The sequence below is a fragment of the Staphylococcus sp. HMSC071G07 genome, from assembly GCF_001811435.1.
In the GTDB taxonomy this organism is placed as follows: Bacteria; Bacillota; Bacilli; order Staphylococcales; family Staphylococcaceae; genus Staphylococcus; species Staphylococcus pettenkoferi.
Window position 1 is genome coordinate 401603 of the sequence record NZ_KV804750.1, and the last position, 17615, is coordinate 419217.

At 39.3% G+C, this 17615-nt stretch carries 17 protein-coding genes; 1 reads left to right on the plus strand and 16 read right to left on the minus strand.

The window, feature by feature from the left end; all coding sequences use genetic code 11:
* Window positions 1–13: 13 nt before the first annotated feature.
* From HMPREF2802_RS01935 to HMPREF2802_RS01965, 7 genes are all read right to left on the minus strand, one after another.
* Window positions 14–370 (minus strand): YlbF/YmcA family competence regulator, encoded by a 357-nt coding sequence (locus HMPREF2802_RS01935; protein ID WP_070502586.1) that lies wholly within the window; start codon window positions 368–370, stop codon window positions 14–16.
* Window positions 370–1911: a tRNA (N6-isopentenyl adenosine(37)-C2)-methylthiotransferase MiaB gene (miaB, locus tag HMPREF2802_RS01940; protein WP_049405493.1), complete on the minus strand. Its 1542-nt coding sequence runs from the start codon at window positions 1909–1911 to the stop codon at window positions 370–372. The genes HMPREF2802_RS01935 and miaB overlap by 1 nt, the downstream gene beginning before the upstream one ends.
* A 267-nt stretch (window positions 1912–2178) precedes the next feature.
* Window positions 2179–2484, minus strand: a complete 306-nt coding sequence (locus HMPREF2802_RS01945) for a thiamine-binding protein (RefSeq protein ID WP_070502587.1) — start codon at window positions 2482–2484, stop codon at window positions 2179–2181.
* Between the two features lie 2 nt (window positions 2485–2486).
* A complete protein-coding gene (locus HMPREF2802_RS01950) occupies window positions 2487–3122 on the minus strand; it encodes a poly-gamma-glutamate hydrolase family protein (RefSeq protein WP_070502588.1) in 636 nt (211 codons plus the stop codon).
* Between the two features lie 316 nt (window positions 3123–3438).
* Complete coding sequence (locus tag HMPREF2802_RS01955) at window positions 3439–4305, minus strand: 2-oxoacid:ferredoxin oxidoreductase subunit beta (RefSeq protein ID WP_070502589.1); 867 nt, start codon at window positions 4303–4305, stop codon at window positions 3439–3441.
* Window positions 4306–6066: a 2-oxoacid:acceptor oxidoreductase subunit alpha gene (locus HMPREF2802_RS01960; protein ID WP_070502590.1), complete on the minus strand. Its 1761-nt coding sequence runs from the start codon at window positions 6064–6066 to the stop codon at window positions 4306–4308.
* A gap of 113 nt (window positions 6067–6179) precedes the next feature.
* The gene (locus tag HMPREF2802_RS01965; RefSeq protein ID WP_049410604.1) at window positions 6180–6971 is read right to left on the minus strand and encodes a TIGR00282 family metallophosphoesterase; all 792 of its coding nucleotides are present in this window, start codon (window positions 6969–6971) and stop codon (window positions 6180–6182) included.
* Window positions 6972–7201: 230 nt separating this feature from the next.
* On the opposite strand from HMPREF2802_RS01965, the gene HMPREF2802_RS01970 reads away from it, so the two are divergent.
* Entirely contained in the window at window positions 7202–7420 is a 219-nt protein-coding gene (locus HMPREF2802_RS01970) for a hypothetical protein (RefSeq protein WP_002472448.1), read from the plus strand.
* A 267-nt stretch (window positions 7421–7687) separates the two neighbouring features.
* Here HMPREF2802_RS01970 and rny read toward each other — a convergent pair whose 3' ends face one another.
* The 9 genes from rny to yfmF form a co-directional block, all read right to left on the minus strand.
* A complete protein-coding gene (gene rny, locus HMPREF2802_RS01975) occupies window positions 7688–9247 on the minus strand; it encodes a ribonuclease Y (protein WP_070502591.1) in 1560 nt (519 codons plus the stop codon).
* A 319-nt stretch (window positions 9248–9566) separates the two neighbouring features.
* Window positions 9567–10613, minus strand: coding sequence for a recombinase RecA (gene recA / locus HMPREF2802_RS01980; RefSeq protein ID WP_002472399.1), 1047 nt, complete (start codon window positions 10611–10613; stop codon window positions 9567–9569).
* A gap of 152 nt (window positions 10614–10765) precedes the next feature.
* A complete protein-coding gene (locus tag HMPREF2802_RS01985; protein WP_070502592.1) occupies window positions 10766–11929 on the minus strand; it encodes a CinA family nicotinamide mononucleotide deamidase-related protein in 1164 nt (387 codons plus the stop codon).
* A 295-nt stretch (window positions 11930–12224) separates the two neighbouring features.
* Entirely contained in the window at window positions 12225–12806 is a 582-nt protein-coding gene (pgsA, locus tag HMPREF2802_RS01990) for a CDP-diacylglycerol--glycerol-3-phosphate 3-phosphatidyltransferase (RefSeq protein ID WP_049405448.1), read from the minus strand.
* Between the two features lie 48 nt (window positions 12807–12854).
* Window positions 12855–13247: a helix-turn-helix domain-containing protein gene (locus tag HMPREF2802_RS01995; RefSeq protein WP_083307572.1), complete on the minus strand. Its 393-nt coding sequence runs from the start codon at window positions 13245–13247 to the stop codon at window positions 12855–12857.
* A gap of 30 nt (window positions 13248–13277) precedes the next feature.
* Window positions 13278–14120 carry a YmfK family protein gene (locus HMPREF2802_RS02000; RefSeq protein WP_049405450.1) on the minus strand — a complete coding sequence of 281 codons (843 nt, stop codon included), beginning with the start codon at window positions 14118–14120 and terminating at the stop codon, window positions 13278–13280.
* Window positions 14121–14267: 147 nt separating this feature from the next.
* The gene (gene ymfI, locus HMPREF2802_RS02005) at window positions 14268–14972 is read right to left on the minus strand and encodes an elongation factor P 5-aminopentanone reductase (protein ID WP_070502593.1); all 705 of its coding nucleotides are present in this window, start codon (window positions 14970–14972) and stop codon (window positions 14268–14270) included.
* Window positions 14973–16256, minus strand: coding sequence for an EF-P 5-aminopentanol modification-associated protein YfmH (gene yfmH, locus HMPREF2802_RS02010; protein ID WP_070502594.1), 1284 nt, complete (start codon window positions 16254–16256; stop codon window positions 14973–14975).
* Window positions 16256–17533 (minus strand): EF-P 5-aminopentanol modification-associated protein YfmF, encoded by a 1278-nt coding sequence (gene yfmF / locus HMPREF2802_RS02015; protein WP_070502595.1) that lies wholly within the window; start codon window positions 17531–17533, stop codon window positions 16256–16258. Before yfmF ends, yfmH begins: the two co-directional genes overlap by 1 nt.
* Between the last annotated feature and the right edge of the window lie 82 nt (window positions 17534–17615).

Here is a 17615-nt window from a genome sequence, read left to right on the forward strand (position 1 = left end):
CCCCTTTCGTTATTCAATCTTCTGGATGATGGTTGTTTAAGCGTTTCGACATCGTCTCAATCATCAATTGAAGTAAATCATTGGCTTCTCGTTGCGCAGTTCGAAATTCACCGACTATCGGAAGTTGGTTGATATCGTGCTCTAACGACTGAATCGTATGCTCTGACGCTTTGAGTGCTTCTATCTTGCCGTAATTCTGAAAGTTAACAACTTGTTTCTGATTACGTTTCAATTCTTTCATGCGTGTGTCGATACTGTGATTCGCATGAATCTGTTCTTCTACACGTCGGTAATCTTTCACGAGATCTAAATCTTGAATCTTTGCACTTAAACGATCTGCTTGTTCAAGTATTTCTTCAGTACGATACATTACATCGTCACCATCGCTTCTTCGTGCTCACCAAGATACGTACCGTTAAGTGAGAATTGATGCGCTTCATCTATGCGCACATCGACAATTTTACCAATAGCTGACTTAGGCGCTCTAAAGTTAACTAATTTGTTCTTCTCAGTGTAACCAGCAAGCACTTCGTCATCTTTCTTACTAGTACCTTCACATAACACGCTCACAACTTCACCCTCGTATGGCTTCATCGCTTCACCAGAATAGGCAGCAACTTTACGATTTAAACGTTGAAGACGATCTTTCTTCACTTCTTTCGGCACATCATCTTTCATACGTGCAGCTGGCGTACCATCACGCTCTGAATAGAGATACGTGTACGCATGTTCGAAACCGACCTCATCGTATAAGGATAACGTCTCTTCAAATTGCTCCTCTGTTTCGTTTGGGTAACCCACGATAATATCAGTCGTTAGCGCTACATCAGGAATTTGCGCCTTAATGCGATCGACTAAATCGAGATAACTTTCACGTGTATACTTACGACCCATAATCTTCAATACTGCGTTATTTCCGGATTGAACTGGCAAGTGGATGTGTGGAACAATATTGCCGCCTTGTGCAATCACTTCAATCATGCGATCAGTGAAGTCCCACGGGTGGCTTGTAGTAAAACGCACACGTGGAATATCAATCTTAGAAATATCTGCGAGCAAATCACCTAAACCATAATCTAAACCGTCGATATCCTTACCATATGAGTTTACATTCTGACCGAGCAATGTCACTTCTTGATAACCTTCACGCGCGAGTTCACGAACTTCTTGAATAATATCTTCAGGCTTACGACTACGCTCTTTGCCTCGGGTAAAAGGCACAATACAATAGGTGCAGAATTTATCGCAACCGTACATGATATTCACCCATGCTTTAATATTACCTTCACGTACTTTCGGTAAATTCTCAATGACGTCGCCTTCTTTAGACCACACTTCAACGACCATCGCTTTGGAAAGATACGCTTCTTCAAGAATTTCCGGTAAACGATGAATATTATGCGTACCAAAGATCATATCTACATTTTGGAAGGACTTCAGAATCTTATTCACGACAGATTCTTCTTGAGACATACAACCACACACGCCGAGCAAGACGTCAGGTCGTTCACGTTTGAGATGCTTCAAGTTACCAATTTCACTAAACACTTTATTCTCAGCATTCTCACGAATCGCGCAAGTATTGATGAGAATCACGTCTGCAGTATTAATATCTTCTGTAGGTTGATAACCTAAGGCACTGAGAATACCTGCCATCACTTCCGTATCGTGTGCATTCATTTGGCAGCCATAGGTTTTTATCATAAATGTGCGACCGCGACCCATATTGCGATATTTCTCATCGATTTGGAAATCATTATTATATTGAACCTCTTCTTTACCGCGCTTACGTGCTTGTTTCAAACTTGGCGGTTGATAAACGTGTTCAAAGTTCTTACTCTCCGCTTGTGCTTTCTTATCTCGTTCAGCTAAGATGTTAATCGTAGTACGCTTTCTTTGCTCTTCATTCACACTACATAACCCTTTCTTTCCATCATCACGCATGCTTGAACGCTTTAATTTACGCATGCTTCGATTTGTGCATAATCATCTTTATATTATATTAAATTCTACTTATATGTGCAAAAAGACACCGCTACTTTTCCAGTTAAAATGCGTGGGGTATTAAAAGCAATCTCGCCCACTTAGAACGATGAAATGAAAAAAATTTATTCATAATTATTGTTCACTACAAATTATAGCAAACTTAACTGCTAGCCTTAGTTCATATTTCAAGCTTTATTCCACTCGATCACTATCGTATTTACCAGTCAACGTTTCAATCGTAATACCCTCAGGTGCATGATAGAACTTCACCTGACTGATAATACTTGGAACTTCTAATTCGACCATGCGATCATTAATCTTCTGAATGAGAATCAGACACGTATTCATATCTGCTTGAACAGTCGTCTCAAGGGCTCCCACACGATATGGAATTTCGGCTTCTTGAATCACCTTAATTGCTTCGTCAACATATGGAATTACATCTTCCCCATTTGGTGTTTTTGGTATCACTTGGATACTCATGAGTGTATCATCCATGATTATTCCTCCTCTTCATTCATGATATCTATAGCTTCAATGACTGCTTCTGCAAACGCAATCATGACTGGACTCCAATTAGATTCATCTTCTCGGTTATGTAAGTTAAATTTCTTATTGTTGAAAAAAGCTTTCCGTAAAGGCTCGGTAAGTTCAATTTGTACGCCCTTTTTGCGTCCTCCACAATTCACGAAATTATCCGTATGCATACCTGAAATAGGTGGAGGTGCCGCTTCAACTAGAAAGCTTCTTTTTTCCAAAACATGAGTCAGATGCTCGCGCAACGTATGATCTAAACCGCCTAAATAGACCTTAGATTTCAGACCTCTGCAGCCATGAATAGAAATCACATGTCTTTTACCTTGAACCAAAGTTTCTAAATGCGGTTCATTAAAGTGACGAGATGTGACGTGTAACTCATTGTTCTTATTGCGCCGCGTAGCTTTAAATGTATAAAAGTCATAACCGCCACGACGCGCAATAAGTTCAGCTACTTCCGACGTCCCTCTTTCAATAGCACCACCATGAATCGCAGTGATTAAATCAGGCGCGCCACGCTCTTCAGTGTGTATAGACCAATCTTCTCCCTCGGTCGTCTGCTGAGCAAGGTCTGTAAACGATGTGTAGCGATCTACCATAAAGTACCTCCAGAAGATGAATTTACTTCACTGTACCATATTTGTAACGTCTTTGTAGATAGTGAAAGCTCTGACATGTAAAAGGAGTGGAAGAGTTCTCGAGATGTTACACATCATCTTTGCGATTTCTCATTCCACTCCTTACATATCATATTGTTATTTCATCTTAATCCTTTGAGTATTAATAACATGCATCAGCGCTGCTATCTTTATAAACCTAGTATCTTTAATGAGAAAGTGTTGCTTCGCAAGTAATACGCAATATACTTTCTTTTTAACAGCTACTCATTTTACCTAACCTAGTTCAAGCCAACATCTACACAAATTGTTGTGTTAACGCATTGAACTGGTCTTCTTGAATGTGAATATCTTTCTTAGCAAGCGGCGTCTCATCTAACTGCTCAATTTGTGATTCGTATGAAGGTGTTTCAGTATCTTGATAAACGATACCTTTGAGTAAAGAATCATATTTCAAGACGTTAGCCATCGCTTTCTCTTTATCCGAAGCATCATAGTCTTCAATGTCATCGATGTTCGTCAAGTGTTCTTTGAACCAATCGTACGTATTTACTTTATTATATGTGACACATGGAGAGAAGACGTTCACAAATGAGAAGCCATCATGATTGATTGCGTCTTCTAATAATTTGGTGAAATTTTTAATATCACTAGAGAAACCTTGAGCCACAAATGTAGCTCCGGATGAAAGCGCGAGTTCTAAAGGCGCCACGTTCTTCTCAATATTACCTTTAGGCGTAGATTTCGTCACGAAGCCAGGCGCAGAAGACGGTGACGTTTGACCTTTCGTTAAGCCGTAAATTTGGTTATCCATTATGACATACGTCATATTCATATTACGTCTTAATGCGTGAATCGTGTGGCCCATACCGATAGCATATCCGTCTCCGTCACCACCAGAAGCGATTACTGTAAGATCACGGTTCGCCATCTTAACGCCTTGCGCTAACGGTAGTGCACGCCCGTGGATGCCATGCACCCCATAGGCATTAATATAACCAGAGAGACGACCTGAACATCCGATACCAGTAATAATCGCTACTTCTTCTGGTTCTAATCCTATGTTCGCAGCTGCTTTCTGAATCGCAGCCTGAACAGAGAAATCACCGCAACCTGGACACCAATTGGGCTTAACGTTGTTACGGAAATCTTTAAATGTAGCCATTTAGACCCTCTCCTTTAATTCATTGGCAATTTGTTGACCACGTTCTTCAATTTCATGTGGTAAGAACGGCGTACCATCATATTTCGTTTGATTAATGAGTTTATCTCCAACCATAACATTCATTTTAAGAATATTAGATAGTTGACCTTGATAGTTATGTTCTACCACAACTACTTTCTTAGCTTTATTCACGGCTTCTTGAACTACATCTTTAGGGAATGGGTGAAGCTGACGAATTTGAAGGTGATTCACTTTGATACCTTGCTCTTCTAAACGTTCAGCACCTTCTTGGATAGCGCCTTTCGTTGAGATAAAGCCGAGATAAAGAATATCCGCTTCATCATGTGTTTCTTGTCCACTTACAGGTTCATTAATGAGCAGATGTTCTGTTTTACGCATACGTTTTTCCATTTGTTCTTGACGGTTCTGAGCAACTTCACTCGTTTTACCTTCTTGATTGTGTTCGACACCGGTAACGTGATGGATGCCACCTTTCAAGCCAGGTAAAGGTCTCGGAGACACGCCACTCTCAGTTAAAGCGTAACGACGGAAATAGCTTTTATCCCCTTCCTCACGCTCGATATCGGATTGAATTAATTCGCCTCTTTGGATATCAATCGCGTTATAGTCTAACTGTTCTACAGTCTGCTTACCGAGAGATAACTGCAAGTCACTGAGGATAATAACTGGACACTGATAAATTTCTGCTAAGTTGAACGCTTCCATCGTTAGATAGAATGCATCTTCTGCATCCGTTGGCGCTACGACAATCTTAGGAATATCTCCGTGTGTACCATAAATCATCTGCATCAAATCAGATTGCTCTTGTTTAGTTGGCAAGCCAGTAGAAGGACCTCCACGTTGCGTATTGACGATGACAAATGGTGTTTCTGTCATGCCTGAAAGCCCAATAGCCTCCATCATGAGAGAAAGTCCCGGACCAGCACTTGCTGTGAAGCCACGGACACCACCGTAGTTAGATCCTATCGCCATGTTAGCTGCAGCGATTTCGTCCTCCGTCTGCACGACTGTGCCTCCCACTTTAGGAAGATTCTCAATCATATATTCCATGATTTCTGACGCTGGTGTGATAGGATAAGCAGCCATGAAACGTGAACCTGCTGAAATCGCTCCAAGTCCTATTGCGTCATTCCCAATCATGTAAAGGTGCGGATCTTGTTGAGATGCTGTGAGTTGGAAATCACCTTCTACCGTTTCAAGTTGTTCTTGCATCAAGCGATAACCTTCATGAAGCGCTTGAATATTCATTTCAACAACTTTGTCACCTTTTTTCTCAAACATCGCTGTAATTAGTGATTCAAAGGTTTCTGTTTCTAAATCCATCAACGCACATGTTGCACCTACTGCAACCATATTTTTCATCAATGTTGTGCCGAGTTCTTTCGCAGTTTTAGTAAAAGGTAAATCAATCATTTGAGCACGACAATCCTCAGGTTTGTCTGGTTTCGCTTTACTATCTGCAATAATCACGCTGTCGGCTCTCATTTCATGATGATTGACTTCAATCGTTTCCTGGTCGAATGCCACAAGAATATCTAGATCATCACTTACTGCGTGTATGGGTGATGTAGATACTCGAATCTTGTTATTCGTGTGACCCCCTTTGATACGACTTGAGAAGTGACGATAACCATAAAGATAGTATCCCTTTCTATTCATAGCTGTAGCGAAGATTTCACCTGTTGATTCGATACCTTCACCTTGTTGTCCGCCCACTTTCCATGATATTTGATTTCGCATATCATTGTTCCTCCTAGTGGATATATTCATTCATTATTTATAATATCAAAATACCTCGCTAAATGACTATGCTTAGCGAGGTTCTCGTTGAAATTCATACGAACGGACGATAGTTAATCAAGCGGATGATCATCATTGATGAGCACACGTTCAATATGTTTCGTCCGTCCTTGACTATCATAATCGACGACCACACCTGAAAGTACAGCACGACCTGTATCTGGTACGACGTGACGTTGCGGTAGACTTGTAATGAAACGTTTAATGACTTCATCACGTTGAATACCGAGAATGCCGTCATAGAACCCTGTCATACCGACATCTGTTATATAGCCCGTACCTTGAGGTAATATGCGATCATCAGAAGTTTGAATATGTGTATGCGTTCCCACGACTGTACTCACTCGACCATCTAAGTACCAACCCATGGCATTCTTTTCCGAAGTCGTCTCAGCGTGGAAGTCGACAAAGATATAGTTCGTCTCTTTCTGAGCTTGTTCGACGAGTTCATCTGCCTTTTTAAAAGGATCGTCGATATCTTGCATAAATGAGCGTCCTTGCAAGTTTATAATCGCTAACTTATCTGCGTTAATTTGGATAAAACGCATCCCAACGCCTGGTGCTTCTTCAGGAAAGTTGGCTGGGCGCACCATGCGATTAGCATCATCAATAAAATCATAAATTTGACGCTGACCGTATGTATGGTTACCCATCGTCATAAAGTCAACTCCTTCGCGTAAGAGTTGCTTATAGATTTTTTCAGTTAATCCTTTCCCGTGCGCAGCATTTTCTGCGTTAACAATCGTCACGGTAGGATGAAATTTTTGTTTTAACTTTGGTAGGTAATCACTGATAGCTTGTCTGCCCACCTTACCTACGATATCTCCGATAAATAATATTCGCATTCGTTCGTACATCCTCTCTGCTCATTAGTGTATAGCATATTGTTAGCTCTGAAAAGTTTGATGTTTCTCTCGCTTACATTTTTTAGCTAATCTGCTTAAATGCAAACTGATTTCACTACTGTAAGAAATTAATCTGAAATTTAATTGACGATAAAGTGTTTTAAATCATTTTTGAGTGGTATGAAATAAATAGAAAGTTAAATAAATAATATAGGAGTTGTAATTCACACATGTCAATTCATATTGATGCAGAACATTTCGCAGATTTAGTAGTGAAAGCAAATCCCTCAAAAAGCGAAGATGCAGAAGATATTGCTAAAGATGCATTAGAATTATATATTACTTCATATCGCTTAGCTGAGAGATATGGACAAATTTCTTCAAGTTGTTTAGATACAACTGAGATCTTAAAAGAAATCAAAGACACTGAATTAGAATTCAACAACTAATATTGCTATTAACTTAAACCAAGACTATAATTCAATCAAAAGTGATGTGAAAAGGGTAGAGACTACATAATTGTGGTTTTTACCCTTTTTCTTATGTAATTTTAAAGATAATATAAATCATTTACGCGTTTCGGGGTTACGTTGATATTCACAATTTCACTAGCGTTAAAATGCTGGGTCTTCTGAGCATCGTGTGTTGACTCTTACTACAGTTGTGCATCGCTTTATGCATAAACATAAATAAACGGCTACCCGAAGGCAACCGTATTATTTTGCATATTCAATTGCTCTAGTCTCACGAACAACTGTCACTTTTATATGACCAGGATATTGTAATTCATCCTCTATTTGTTTCTTAATATCTCTTGCTAAGCGATGTGATTTCAAGTCATCGATCGCATCAGGTGCAACGATGACACGAATTTCTCTACCAGCTTGGATAGCAAAGGCTTTTTCTACACCATCATAACTTTCTGAAAGCGTTTCTAATCGTTCTAAACGTCTGATATAATTCTCTAATGTTTCTTTACGCGCACCAGGTCGTGCTGCTGATAAAGCATCTGCTGCTGCAACGAGGATTGAAATAATTGAAGTTGGTTCAACATCACCATGGTGTGAGTGAATTGCATTGATGACTGTATCACCCTCGCCGTATTTCTTAGCGAGTTCTACACCAATTTCTACGTGACTACCTTCGACCTCGTGGTCAATAGCTTTACCGACATCGTGAAGAAGTCCTGCGCGTTTAGCGATTGTAATATCTTCTCCAAGTTCCGCGGCTAGCATTCCAGCGAGATGTGCCACTTCGATAGAGTGTTTAAGCACGTTCTGACCGTAGCTTGTACGATATTGTAAACGGCCGAGTATCTTAACGAGATCAGGATGCATATTGTGTACATTGATTTCGAATGTCGCTTGTTCACCAGCATCGCGAATGATGTCATCCACTTCATTACGTGATTTCTCGACCATTTCTTCGATGCGTCCAGGATGGATGCGTCCATCTGAAACTAAGTTCACAAGCGCGATTCGTGCAATTTCACGTCGAATAGGATCGAAACCTGAAAGTATGACTGCTTCAGGTGTATCATCAATGATTAAATCGATACCTGTTAACGTTTCTAACGTACGAATATTACGACCTTCTCGACCGATAATACGTCCTTTCATCTCATCGTTTGGAAGATTAACTACTGAAACTGTGGATTCAGATGTGTGTTCTGCGGCAATTCTTTGAGCTGTTGTCGCTAACAACTCTTTCGCTTGCTTATCTACTGTTTCTTTCGCTTCTCGTTCTTTTTCCTTAACAAGTATTGCAATATCATGTGACAATTCATCTTCTACTCGTTGGAGTTGTTCGTTCGCTGCTTCTTCTTGAGTGAGACCAGAGATGCGTTCTAATTCTTGTTCATGCTTATTTATTAATGTTTGAACACTACTCTCTTTTGCATCTACTTGTTGTTGTTTTTCTTCAAGTTCAGATTCTTTTTGCTCTAAAATCTCATCCTTTTTCTCTAAGAGATCAGATTTTCGCTCCAAGTTTTCTTCTTTTTGAAGAAGTCGGGTTTCTTGTTTTTGTAAATCACCACGCCGTTCGCGAAGTTCGCTTTCAACTTGGTCTTTAAATATTTGATTTTCTTCTTTTGCTTCAAGGAGCTTTTCTTTCTTAATGTTCTCAGCTTCTTTGTTAGCTTGGTTGATAATATCTTCAGCAGTTTGTTTCGCTTGAATCTGCTTCTGATGTAACAAATTACGGGCGATGATATACCCCACAACAACTCCCAGAATAATGCCTATTAAAATGAGTAGGAGGGTTAATAAATACACACAAACACCTCCTTTTTTTAGGACTTTGTCGTATATCAAATTCAATATGATTATATGAAATTATATAAGAATCATACAATGTAATTGTACGTTTTTGCATCAATAAGTGTCAAGGTTTCGACATAGTGTTCTGTGAAAGTATCACTTTTCAGATTTCGGTTTATCACTTACAAAGTAAAACGCTTTCTAAAAGTCTTATGTATCTTAATGACTATATAGTAAAAAGCTGCAGCGATATAACAAAACTGCCGGCAGTCCTTTTAGTGCCGACAGTTCATACTCAATAAGTGTGCAATTGGCTATCTCGTCTTAATCAAGATTATTCTTCATCGAAAAGTGATGACGGAGCTTCTTCTTCCTCTTCTTTAACATCACCATCGAAGATTCCTAGTTTTTCACGTAATTTATCATCAATATCTTGTCTAATTTCAGGATTTTCTTTCAAGAAGTTCTTAACGTTCTCTTTACCTTGACCCATACGTTCGCCATTGTAAGAATACCAAGCACCAGATTTATCTACCACGTCATTAGCAACACCGAGATCGAGAAGTTCACCTTCTTTAGAAATACCTTGACCATACATGATGTCTACTTCTGCCACTTTGAATGGAGGTGCCACTTTGTTCTTCACAACTTTAATCTTCGTACGGTTACCAACGATATCTTGGCCTTGTTTCAACTGCTCTGCACGGCGAACTTCAAGACGAATAGAACTGTAGAACTTCAATGCACGTCCACCTGGTGTAGTTTCAGGGTTACCGAACATCACGCCGACTTTTTCACGGATTTGGTTGATAAAGATTGCAGTTGTATTAGATTTAGAAATCGCTGCAGAAAGCTTACGTAAAGCTTGAGACATTAAACGGGCTTGTAAACCAACGTGTGCATCGCCCATTTCGCCTTCAATTTCTGCTTTCGGAGTAAGGGCCGCAACAGAGTCGACAACGACCATTTCTACAGCACCGCTTCGTACGAATGCTTCTGCAATTTCAAGACCTTGTTCCCCATGGTCTGGTTGTGACAAGTAAAGGTTATCGATATCGACGCCTAATGCTTCAGCATACACAGGGTCTAGTGCGTGCTCTGCGTCGATGAACGCTGCTACCCCACCTTTTTTCTGAACTTCAGCGATGGCATGCAGTGCTACAGTCGTCTTACCTGAACTTTCAGGACCGTAGATTTCGATGATACGGCCTTTAGGATAGCCACCTACACCAAGCGCATTATCCAAAGTGACTGAACCACTTGATACGCTTGATACTTTACGTCCTTTATTATCTCCGAGCTTCATAACTGCGCCTTTACCGAAAGACTTTTCCATATTTTTAATAACTGTATCTAGAGCTTTTTGACGTTCATTATCCAATGCTGGACCTCCTATATCGAGTAGTTTCTCGTAAATTTATCTTAACTTAACTATACATGTTCTCATTCAATTTCGCAAGCAATTTGCGAATATTTGTTCGCTAATTTCCACTACTTTTTATCATAAAATCGAACACGCGTACTTATATTTTCTTAAAAACTGTTCTTCTCCTCTGATCTCAACTCATTTAAGAGTCGAATCATTACATAGTTAGGTGTACGTGTCTTAAGCAAGTTACGCTTCTGAGTCATCTTGAAATCATATACTTTTAAGTCATTGTTAGCAAGAATACCAAGATAAACCGTGCCTTCACGATAAAGTATTGAAATACCCATTTCAGACTCGAATAACTCGCGAACGATACGTGCGCTCACAGACAACTGTTGATCAATAGCATCTGTTGACTTAATCCAACTTTCAGAATGAGGCAACATACCTTTCACTTGTTGCGTATCATCGTAATCTTTCAAGCGTGAGTAGAGCATACCATCTGTAACACCGTCGTAAAGTGCAACTGTTCCCTTGAGTTGTTGCATCACAGCTTCTTCAAGTTCAATCTCGTCTGAACCGTAGTAATATTGACCGATGCGTGAAAGTATTTCATCTTTCATCGGTTGTATTGCTTGTTTACATTGTGCTTTATTCTCACCATTTGCAGTGAGTCGTATCTTCACTTCGTGTGAACCAGCTAAAGGTGCGATGGTTGGATTCGTTTGGTTATCGATTAAATCGATGAGTTCTGTTTCAACACGAGACTCTCCAATGCCAGCAAACTTTAACTGTTCTGAGAAGATGCTTTGCTCTCCATCCATTAATAGTGGCAAGAGTTCGTGTCTCGCCATGGGTTTATTCTCTTTTGGCGGGCCTGGAAGCATCACTACGCGTTTCTCTCCATCTTTAATGAGCATACCTGGAGCCATACCTTCTTTATTTTCTAGTACGGTGCTTCCTTCAATGACGAGTGCTTGTTGACGATTGTTCGGTGTCATCGTCTGATGTTGTTCCTCAAAGTATGATTCAATGTAACGTAATGCTTGCGAATCAATGACTAATTCTTTATTCAATACTTTCGCCACCGTATGTTTAGTTAAGTCATCTTTAGTAGGCCCGAGTCCACCTGTTAACACTACAGTATCATAACGCTCGAGCATATCTCGTACGACGCGTTCTAGGCGTTCAGGATTATCTCCAATCACAGCATGTTCGATGACACTATGCCCAATTTCATTAAATAATTGAGATAAATATTGCCCGTTCGTATTATTAATTTGACCTAAGAGTAACTCTGATCCTACTGCAATAATACCTATTTTCACAGTTTAAGCTCCTTTGTTCATTGTGTTTATTCAACTTCAACAATGTATATTATTCCACTTTCTTTCAACTACAAACCTTTCTCTCATCATAACTTTTATTTGTTACGCGTAAAAGTAATAAGAGCGGAACCGAAATCCTAATGATTTCCATGTTCCGCTCAATTATACTCATAACTCATCATTTTTTGATGACTAAATGAGTATCATTTTAATCACTGTTACCTATTTAATTCATTCAAAACATTTACTTTAATAACTAAGTGATGCCAGTTCTTTTAACTGAACAAATGGTAGTCTATTGTTTCGCTTTGAACACATCTCGACCTTTGTAAAAATATTCGAGACCTGAAAGTATAGTGAAGAACACACCGATGTAGAGTAAGACTTGACCTAATGGGAAATGCCACCATTGAATCAATGGTTCACCCAATAGAATCCATACGAGACCTACCATCGTTACAGCCGTCTTAATCTTACCTAACTGCCCGGCTGCACTGACAAAACCTTGTTCAATTTGTAATAAACGTAAGCCTGTGACTGCAAATTCGCGAGCGATGATAATAATTGCTACCACAGAGTTTGTTAAATCGATTTGAACTAAAGCGATTAATGCACTTGCAACGAGCAATTTATCTGCTAATGGATCAAGGAATTTACCCATATTGGTAACTAAATTCCACTTACGCGCAAGGTAACCATCAGCAAAGTCACTTAGCGACGCAAGGATAAAGATCAGTCCACTGATCAGCATTTCAATACGAATATCATATCCACCTAGGAATGATACTGTACCAAAGCCGAAATCATTAAGTAAAAATACTAGAAATACAGGAATAAGGACAACCCTAAACACTGTAATCCAATTCGGTAAGTTCATTACGCATCCTCTTTTCTGTATATGTTCACGTCTAGTTTACATGGAAATCTAGAAGATTAAAACAGCTAATATCCATATAATTGCAGTAATTATCACTACACCACATATCACGACTAAAAGCTGTAATGCTTCTTTACTCTTAGAGCGATATGTGGGTTTCTCTTCTTGTTTAAATGCCTGAATTGACGCATTGATAGAGTTCTGATAGTTCGGAATCTCTTCACGATGCGCCTCAATAAGTTGCTCTGCATCAAAGTTAACCGCATTAGCATATTTCGTGATTAAACCCTCAGCATAATTGGCATTATTTAATGCTTCAAAGTTATTGTCCTCGATGATTCTTAAGGTTTGTCGTTTAATGTGTGTTTGATGTTCTAATTCAGCTAACGTCATACCTAGACGTTCGCGACGACCTTTTAATACTTGTCCAACTAAATTCACGTCGCAAGGCCTCCTTATCTCACAGTAAAGCTACTCGAAGAATCCGAAGCCGCCTCCGAAACCGTCTCCAAACTCATCGTTACCAAAGCTTAAGTTATTCTTACTTTTTACTGTGTGTTTCTTCATTTCCTCATATTGAATCTCTTGATCTTTATTCTCTCTCAATTCAATGATGTAATCAAAGTCGCGCATTTCATACTCGCTCGTCTCTACAAATAAATCTGGATGTTCTACCACTTTGATAGATGGAAGTTTCATCACTTCTTTTACTAAATCTTGGTGTTTCTGATTAGATTCACGCGCGGTTACAGCGCCATCGATAATATAAACATGGTCTGCATCATACTCACCTTTAATGAGTGAACTACGTACCGTTTGTTTGATGAGCGTAGAACTGATGAACAACCAACGTTTGTGTGCACAGACACTCGCTGCGACGATTGATTCTGTCTTACCTACTCGAGGCATACCTCTAATACCGATAAGTTTGTGCTCATTCTCTTTAAATAATTCCGCCATGAAATCGACGAGCAAACCGAGATCTTCACGTTCAAATCGAAACGTTTTCTTGTCCGTTGCATCCTGCTCTATGTAACGACCATGACGTACAGCTAGTCGATCGCGAAGTTCAGGTTCACGCAACTTGGTAATTGTAATGTCATCAATCTCATGCACGATGCTTTCAAAGCGTTTTACCTTTTCCAAATTATCCGTCTTAATGAGCAAACCTCGACGCCCTTCTTCAATTCCGTTAATCGTCACAATATTAATACCCATCATACCAAGTAAACTTGACACGTCACCTAATAGTCCAGGTCGGTTAATCGTGATATCGTATTCCAAATACCATTCTTGTTTGGTAGTTACTGTCAAACTGAAGCACCCCTTTATTTAGGCTAGATCATTGAGCACACTGCTTAGCAATCTAGCTATCTCATCAACTTGTATTTGTCATATTATTAGTAGTATAACATTTTGCCATGATGTATGGGTTATAAAATTCAATACGATTTACCTCTTTTAAAGATACCAAGCACCGTTCACTTTCTGCACTGTCCCCGTAATACTCTTCGCCATAGGGTGACATAAGTAACTACAAACATGAGCAACCTCTTCAGGCTCAACTAAACGTTGCTGAGGAAGATCTGCGATGATGCGCTCAAGCTCTTCCGCTTCGAACACGTCAGACATATTACCTTTAACGAAACCAGGTGCGATCGCATTGACGGTCACTGAAGTTAATGCGAGCTCTTGACTTAATGCTTTCACAAAACCGAGTTGCGCACTCTTCATCGTTGAATAAATAGTTTCTAGGCTTGCACCTGTTTCTCCCCATATAGAGGACATAACAATAATACGTCCTCGCTCACTTTGACGAAGTTGAGGAAGAAAATGACGAGTGAGTCTGATCAATTGTTTCACATTAAGTTGATAACTCACATCAATATCATGATCAGAAGTATCTTCCAACATTTGATACATACTCGCTCCAGCACAATAAATGAAACAATCTAAATTCTGAACAAAACCAAAGTGTTGCGTTATATCAATAGTTTGTGTTAAATCACATTGGACAAACTGTACAGGTTGATTGCGAAACCGCTCTTCAAGTTTAGCGATATCAGATTGATGATAGTGTACGATAACTTCGTAACCTTCACTCAATAGTCGAGTAACTATCGCACTGCCAATCGATCCAGAGCCACCGATAACTAGTGCTTTCATCTATTTCAACTCCATACGGCTATCGACAACTTGTTCTAAATCTAAATAGGCTTGAGATGTGTCGTTAATACTTTCGAGTGTAATATCTTCAATAATATCAAGTAACTCAAATAAAGATACGCCTTCAAAATAAAGTTTGGTATATTGATTCGCTATGTATTCAGAAGAGTTGAGCCCTGAAATAAATTCCCCAATAAATTGCTTCTTCAAGAGTTCAAAGGCTTCACGATCTTCTAGCTGACCTTGACTCCGTTTCAATTCTTCAATTAGCAACGCTTTCAAACAATCAGGTTGTTCAGTCGCACTCGTCACGAGAGAGAAACAATAAGAATCCTCTAACATGAATTGATAGCCAAACGTTTCATCGATTAACTCATCGTTCAGCAATGATTGATAGAACTCTGTTTCCTCACCAAAGACCATTTCAAAGAATAAAGTCATTTCTAAATCACGTTTCGCATAAGCACGTGGCGACTCATCAAGCGGTTGTTGTTTAAAGCCAAGCATTAAACGAGGAGATTGAAGATGCATCGCTTCACGCACTTCACTTTGATTCACTTCCACAGGTTCTGTTAAAGGTGCCCTTACAATTTCAGGTTGTGCTTCTTTCTCACGTTTCGACTCGTGTTCACTTACGAGTTGTTCAATATGCTCTATATCTACATCTCCAACGATAAAGAGCACCATATTAGATGGATGATAGAACGTTTCATAACATAAATACAAATCATCTTTAGTAATGTCGTAAATACTGTCGACACTACCCGCAATATCAACACGGATAGGATGTTGCTGATACATACCACGCAACGTGTTAAACATGAGTTTATAGCCGGGTTGTTCTTGATACATTTTAATTTCTTCAGCTATAATCCCTTTCTCTTTCTCAACTGTTTCTTGAGTAAAATAAGGGGATTCGACCATTTTTAATAAACGTAAAATATTACGGTCGATATGGTCCGTAGCACTGAACAGGTAGCTTGTGCGATCAAAACTCGTGAAAGCATTAACTTGCGCATTATCTTCTGCGAACTGAGTAAATAGATCTTCGTCTTCTTTCTCAAATAGCTTATGTTCTAAAAAGTGTGCTACGCCATCTGGAACAGTAACGTATTCATCACTACCATGAGGTTTAAAGCGTGAATCTAAAGACCCGAAACGCGTAGTATAAGTCACATACGTTTTCTGGAATCCGCGTTTAGGAATGATAAATAACTGTAATCCGTTATCTAACGTTGATTCATAGACTTGTTCATCAATTTGATCATAATAACGTTGATTCATTATGCCTCGTCCTCCTCTCTTTTAGTTAAAGTATAAATCGTCTCAACTTGCGTGTTCTGAGCGAGTTGAACCACATCATCTTTCGTCACCGCTTGAACCTGATGAGCGAAGACGTCATGTGTTAAATCTTCCTCAAGCAAGACATTATTATTGAGAATTTCAATGATTGATTTCGGACGGTCTTGCGCTTCAAGACGTTGTGAAATTAAGACTTTCTTCGCTAAAGCGAGTTGTGCTTCTGTGAATTCCCCTTGCTGGAATCGAGTGAATTCATGTAAGATCGTGTCTTTCGCTTGCTGATACTTATCAGCTGTCACACCGCTAAGCACGAACATATAGCCGTTCTTCGCATCTACTTGAGAATGGATGGAGTATGCGAGACTTTGTTTCTCACGTACTTCATTAAACAACACAGAAGATGGGTCGCCACCAAACATCATATTAAAGACGATAAGCGCAAAGTAATCCTGTTCTCCCAAGCGAGTTGGTAGTTTAAATCCTAGGTTTAATTTCGCTTGATCCACTTCATCCGTTTCGACAATTTCTTTAGGCAACTTCTCTGCAGCTTGCCCACGACTTTCTATCGTTGTTGTGTCGAGTGTGTGTTTACTGAGATTGAAATACTCAGCCACTTGTTTCTCAATATCAGCTTCTTCGACATTTCCTACTACGTAAACTGCGGAGAAATCATTATGTAGCATGGACTGATATGTTTCATACAACGACGCTGGTGTCACCTGATCCACATCAGCTAAACGCCCAGATGCAAATTCACTATAGGCCTGGTCTCTAAACATATTTTTGAGTAATTGTAAAAATGCATACTGAGATTTATTATCCACTACAGATTCTAATTTTTTCTTCAACAATGACTTCTCTTGTGTTAAAAATTGAGCATCAAATTGTTCTGAAGAAACGAGCGGATTCCAAATGATTTCTTTAAGTAATTGAAAGCCTTTTTCTATCAGTGGTGTGTCATCTTTTAAGTAGCGTTCATTCACAATCTCTAAAGATAAAGTGATCACATGTTGATCTTTAAATTTAGAGACGAAACTATGTATATGTGCGCCATAGAGTTGAGACAAATGACGGTTGAAATCTTTGTCTGTAGGCCAACGTTTCGTCGCGCGTACAAGCATCTTACTCAGTAATGTACGTGACGTGATGGTTTGGCTATCTAAAGGAGCCATAAATTTCAGAGTGATAGTTGTCGTTTTAAACTTTTGAGTAGGTAAGACCTTTAATCGAAATGGTACTTTATTTTGTTGATTTCTCATTCAGAAACCTCGCTTTCTTTTAATATTTAAATACTTATACAATTATGATTATTTAACTGGTTTAACTATGTATATCTCTAAA

Excerpts from the sequence above, each read along its gene's own strand:
- HMPREF2802_RS01965 (WP_049410604.1), bottom strand. The coding sequence starts at position 6,971 with ATGCGAATATTATTTATCGGAGATATCGTAGGTAAGGTGGGCAGACAA.
- HMPREF2802_RS01945 (WP_070502587.1), bottom strand. The coding sequence starts at position 2,484 with ATGGATGATACACTCATGAGTATCCAAGTGATACCAAAAACACCAAAT.
- ymfI (WP_070502593.1), bottom strand. The coding sequence starts at position 14,972 with ATGAAAGCACTAGTTATCGGTGGCTCTGGATCGATTGGCAGTGCGATA.
- HMPREF2802_RS01950 (WP_070502588.1), bottom strand. The coding sequence starts at position 3,122 with ATGGTAGATCGCTACACATCGTTTACAGACCTTGCTCAGCAGACGACC.
- yfmF (WP_070502595.1), bottom strand. The coding sequence starts at position 17,533 with ATGAGAAATCAACAAAATAAAGTACCATTTCGATTAAAGGTCTTACCT.
- yfmH (WP_070502594.1), bottom strand. The coding sequence starts at position 16,256 with ATGAATCAACGTTATTATGATCAAATTGATGAACAAGTCTATGAATCA.
- HMPREF2802_RS01935 (WP_070502586.1), bottom strand. The coding sequence starts at position 370 with ATGTATCGTACTGAAGAAATACTTGAACAAGCAGATCGTTTAAGTGCA.
- HMPREF2802_RS01970 (WP_002472448.1), top strand. The coding sequence starts at position 7,202 with ATGTCAATTCATATTGATGCAGAACATTTCGCAGATTTAGTAGTGAAA.
- HMPREF2802_RS01955 (WP_070502589.1), bottom strand. The coding sequence starts at position 4,305 with ATGGCTACATTTAAAGATTTCCGTAACAACGTTAAGCCCAATTGGTGT.
- HMPREF2802_RS01960 (WP_070502590.1), bottom strand. The coding sequence starts at position 6,066 with ATGCGAAATCAAATATCATGGAAAGTGGGCGGACAACAAGGTGAAGGT.
- pgsA (WP_049405448.1), bottom strand. The coding sequence starts at position 12,806 with ATGAACTTACCGAATTGGATTACAGTGTTTAGGGTTGTCCTTATTCCT.